General features: G+C 69.6%; 3 protein-coding genes. 1 reads left to right on the top strand and 2 read right to left on the bottom strand.

The window, feature by feature from the left end; all coding sequences use genetic code 11:
• The coding region (locus HUU96_RS11195) for a penicillin-binding protein 1A (protein ID WP_174292877.1) at window positions 1-2,346 on the bottom strand (2,346 nt) is incomplete at its 3' end.
• Window positions 2,347-2,434: 88 nt separating this feature from the next.
• Window positions 2,435-3,682, bottom strand: coding sequence for an N-acetylmuramoyl-L-alanine amidase (locus tag HUU96_RS11190; protein WP_174292876.1), 1,248 nt, complete (start codon window positions 3,680-3,682; stop codon window positions 2,435-2,437).
• A gap of 452 nt (window positions 3,683-4,134) precedes the next feature.
• Between HUU96_RS11190 and HUU96_RS11185 the strand changes: the two genes are divergently transcribed.
• Window positions 4,135-4,933 (top strand): ribonuclease E/G (locus HUU96_RS11185; protein ID WP_254605189.1); only part of this gene is annotated, 799 nt, incomplete at its 3' end.

Here is a 4,933-nt window from a genome sequence, read left to right as displayed (position 1 = left end):
GGTGCCGGGCCAGCCGCCATAGACCGGCTGGCCGCTGGCCCGGTCAATGCGGACGAGGCGGATGCCGGCGGGGGCACGGAACGGCAGCTTCTCCAGCCCGTCATAGGCCTTGGCGGCGAACTCCTTGAAGATCGGCGCGGCGATGGTGCCGCCCTGCGCGAAGCCCCCCAGGCCGACCGGGTGGTCATAGCCGATATACAGGCCGCCGACGAACTGCGGCGTGCCGCCGATGAACCACACGTCGGTGGGGCCGTTGTTGGTGCCGGTCTTGCCGAACATCGGCCGGTCGAGGTCGCGCAGGGTGGTGGCGGTGCCGCGCTGGATCACGCCTTCGGTGATGTGGACGACCTGATAGGCGGTCATCGCGTCGATCACCTGGCGCATCCGGCTGGCGGGGCGCGGCATCGGCTTGGTCCCCCAGTCGCGGGCGTTGCAGCCGTCGCAGGACCGCCAGGCATCGGGCAGGATCACCTTGCCGTGCCGGTCCTGGACGAAGTCGATCAGCGTCGGCGCATGGCCGCGACCGTTGTTCTCGATGGTGGCATAGGCGTTGACCATCCGCGCGACGGTGGTCTCGCCGGCCCCGAGCGCATAGGAGAGATAGGGCGGGAAGCCGCCGATCCCCATCGCCTTGATCCGCTCGACCACCTTGGGCATCCCGATCTGGGCGGCGGCGCGGACCGTCATCAGGTTGCGCGACTGTTCGACGCCCCAGCGCATCGTGTGCGGGCCGGCGCTGCCTTCATTGCCGAAGTTCTTGAAGCATTTGGTGCCGAGATGCGCGCCCTGGTCGACGCAGAACGGCGCGTCGAGGATGATCGATGCCGGCGTCATGCCGTTGTCGAGCGCGGCGGAATAGACGATCGGCTTGATCGCCGATCCGGTCTGGCGCTCGGCCTGGGTGGCTCGGTTGAACGCCTGCAGCCGCGCGTCGAAGCCGCCCTGCATCGCCAGCACCCGCGCCGTCGCCGGCTCCTCGACGACGAACCCGCCGGAGATGCGCGGGATCGCCCGCAGCGCGAACTGTCCCCCTTCTGGCGCAACGGCGATGATGTCGCCGACCTTGATCCTGGCAAAGGCGGTGCCGCCCAGCCCGCGCACCGGCATCTGCGCGCCCCAGCGCGGCAGGGTGCCGGTCTCCCCCGTCGCGAAGCCCAGCTGCGCCGCGTCGCCGGCCTTGGCGGTGACGATCGCCGCTCGCCAGTCGCTATAGTCGAGCGCGATGTTGGTGTTGAGCAGCGGTTGCAGCCAGTTCTCGTCCGCGAGGTCGAGGTGGCGGATCGCGCCGCCCCAGCCGCGGCCGCGATCATAGCGCAGCAGGCCGTCGCGCAACGCCTGCGCGCCCAGGTCCTGCAGCCGCGTGTCGAGCGAGGTGCGCACCCACAGCCCGCCCTCATAGACGCTGAACGGCTGGCGGCCGCCTTCGGAGGTCTCGCCGAACTTGTCGATCAGCTCGCGACGCACCTCCTCGACGAAATAGCCGCCATGCGCCTCGAACTTGGGGGTACGGCGCAGGATGGTGCCGAGCGGCTCGGCGACCGCACCGTCATGCTGGGACTGGGTGATGAAGCCGTTCTTGAGCATCTCCCCCAGCACATAGTTGCGCCGCTGCAGCGCGCGGTCGGCATGGCGCACCGGGTCGTAGTTGCTGGGCCCTTTGGGCAGGATGGCGAGATAGGCCATCTGCGCCAGGTCCAGCTCCGGCAGCTCCTTATCGAAATAGGCGTGGCTCGCCGCCTCCACCCCGAACGAGTTGCGGCCGAGCGCGATCTGGTTGAGGTACAACTCCAGGATCTGCGGCTTGGTCAGCGTGTCCTCGATCTTATAGGCGAGGATCGCCTCCTTCAGCTTGCGGGTCGGCGAATATTCGTTGCCGATCAGCAGGTTCTTGGCGACCTGCTGGGTGATGGTCGAGCCGCCGCGGGCGCGCTTGCCGGTGCCGAGCTTGCGCGCATAGTCGATCACCGCGCCCGCCGCGCCAGTATAGTCGACGCCATGATGCTCGAAGAAGCTCTTGTCCTCCGCCGCCAGAAAGGCGCGGATCAGCAGCGGCGGATATTCAGCGAAGGACAGCTCGACGCGCCGCTCGCGGGCATAGGACTGCACCGGCACGCCGTCGATGCCGCGGACATTGGTGGGCAGCGGCGGCTCATAGGCGCGCAGGCGATCGACCGAGGGCAGGTCGCGGATGATCGTCAGCCACAGCAGCGCATAGGCGATCAGGCCGAGCCCGGCGAGCACCGCCAGCGCCTTGACCAGCCGCCGCCGCCACAGCCCGGCCGCCACGCCAAGCCAGCCGGCAAGGTCGCGATGGAGGACGAAGCGCGTGGAGGAGGGGGACGCCATGGACTTGGCGCAGGCTTTAGCAGGTTCGATCGGCGGGGGAAGCCGGTCGTACCTCTACCCCGGGCTTGACCGGGAAGTAACGGGTGGATCAGCGCGCGGCGATGCGCCGGGCGAAATGCACCTCGACCGCGCGCTCGATCCCCTCGGCGATGCGGTGGCGTCCCTCGGCGCTGTCGAGGAAGGCGGCGTCGCGCGGGTTGGAGATATAGCCGGTCTCGAACAGCACCGACGGCATGTCGGGGGCCTTGAGCACCATCAGCGATGCCATGCGGTGGAAGTTCGCCTTGAGCGGCACCAGCGGCGCGGCCTCGCGGCCGAGCAGCCGGGCGAAGTCGGCCGAGTTGTTCATCGTCTCGCGCTGGGTCAGGTCGATCAGGATCGACGACACGTCCGCCCCCGCTCCGCCCAGGTCGACGCCGGTGATGACGTCGGCCTTGTTCTCGCGCGCCGCCAGCCGCGCCGCCTCCTTGTCGCTGGCCACCTCCGACAGGGTATAGACCGACGCCCCCGAGGCATCCCCCGCACCGACGCTGTCGCAGTGGATCGAGATGAACAGGTCGGCATGGAGCCGGCGGGCGATGCCGAACCGCTCGCGCAGCACCAGGTAACGGTCGTCGTCGCGGGTCAGCGCCACCCGCACCCGGCCGCGGGCGAGCAGCTCGTCGCGGATCGCGCGGGCGATCTTCAGCGTCACGTCCTTCTCGCGCAGCCCGTTCTCGGGATTGATCGCGCCGGGGTCGATGCCGCCATGGCCGGGATCGATCACCACCAGCGGCCGGCTGCGGTCGCCCTCGATGTGCGGCAGCGGCGGGGCCTTGGCGGCGGGCGGCACCGCCTGCGACACCTTGTAGCGCGACTTGCCGCCCGACAGGTCGAGGTTGAAGGGGAAGAAGTCGAGCGGCCCGGCCAGGCTCGCCTGCATCGCCGTCGCCGGATCGGCGGCGACGAGCGACAGCGTCAGCGACCGGCCATTGTCATCGAGCGCGCCGTCGGTGACGACCGCCGGGCTGGCGAGATCGAACACCAGCCGCGTGTCGCCCGCGGCCCCCGTGTCGACGTGCACCGCCGCGAAGCCGCCGCGCACGCCGGGGGTATGCGCCGCCACGCCGGCCAGGTCGACGGTGATCTGCCGCGCGCCATCGCCGATCGTGCTGGAGGCGTGCTCGACCGGTGCGTCGAAGCGGATCACGATCCGGCTCGCGTCGGCGGCGACATGGACGATCGACGTCGCGAACGCCGGGCTGCCGAGCAGCCAGCCCATCATGGTCGCGATCAGCGTCAGCACGCCGCGTCCATGCCGCGCGCGAAGCGCACTGGTCCAGCGGGAAAATAGCATGGGAGGAACCTTGTGCTGGGCCATGTCGTTAACCCGGCCTAGCGACCCCTCCCCTCCTGCGCGGTTGCAGGGAGCGGTTAATCCGGCGTTCGGCATTATTTTGCCGGCAGGGCGGCAAATTACCGCCGGTTGCGATGTCGTGCCCGCGCTGCTACCAATTGACGGTGCCCAAATACTGCGTCCGATTGGACGCGGCGGCGGGCGCAGCCGCGGCCCCGCGTTGAGGGGCGCCGCTCATCAGGTTGACGCTCGCATGACGCATAGCCCGCATCCGCACCACCGCCCGGCTCCGGCCGGCGGGGTCGCGGCCGTGCGGCCGCCACGGCACCCGGCCTGGCCTGCGTCGCGAGCAGAGGCATCCCGTCACCCCCTTGCGGCCGGCGCGCCTTGCGCCGCCGCATCCCATCGTCGCGCGCCGCCCCGTGAGGCCTGGCGCGCGTGGAGATCGTTCAATGACCACACGCATGCTGATCGACGCACGCCACCGGGAAGAAACCCGCGTGGCGGTCGTCCAGAATAACCGGATCGAGGAATTCGACTTCGAGTCCGCCGAGCGCAAGCAGCTCAAGGGCAATATCTATCTCGCCAAGGTGACGCGCGTCGAGCCGTCGCTGCAGGCCGCCTTCATCGATTACGGCGGCAACCGCCACGGCTTCCTCGCCTTTAGCGAAATCCACCCCGACTATTACCAGATCCCCAAGGAAGATCGCGAGGCGCTGCTGCGCGAGGAGGCGGAGCACGCCGCCGAGGAGGCCGCGCTGCGCGCCCGCCAGGATGCCGAGGACGACGAGAACGGCGTCGACGAGGGCGACGAGGACGACCGGTTCGACGACGATGGCGGCAGCGAGGCCGAGACCGGCGAGGATGAGGAAGGCACCGACGAGGGCACTTCCAAGAAGCCGCGCGGCGGCGACGATCAGGTCGAGGCGCTGCGCCAGCGCCGGATGAACCTCAGGCGGCGCTACAAGATCCAGGACGTCATCCATCGCCGCCAGGTGCTGCTGGTCCAGGTCGTCAAGGAGGAGCGCGGCAACAAGGGCGCGGCGCTGACCACCTATCTGTCGCTGGCCGGCCGCTATTGCGTGCTGATGCCCAACACCTCGCATGGCGGCGGGATCAGCCGCAAGATCAGCAACGCCGGCGACCGCAAGCGCCTCAAGTCGATCATGGCCGACCTGTCGCTGCCTGCCTCGATGGGCTGCATCGTGCGCACCGCCGGCCTCCAGCGCACCCGCGTCGAGATCAAGCGCG

Source organism: Sphingomonas bacterium (genome assembly GCF_903644135.1).
In the GTDB taxonomy this organism is placed as follows: Bacteria; Pseudomonadota; Alphaproteobacteria; order Sphingomonadales; family Sphingomonadaceae; genus Sphingomonas.
Note: the sequence above shows the minus strand (reverse complement) of the source record. Positions and strands in the feature narration are given on the sequence as shown.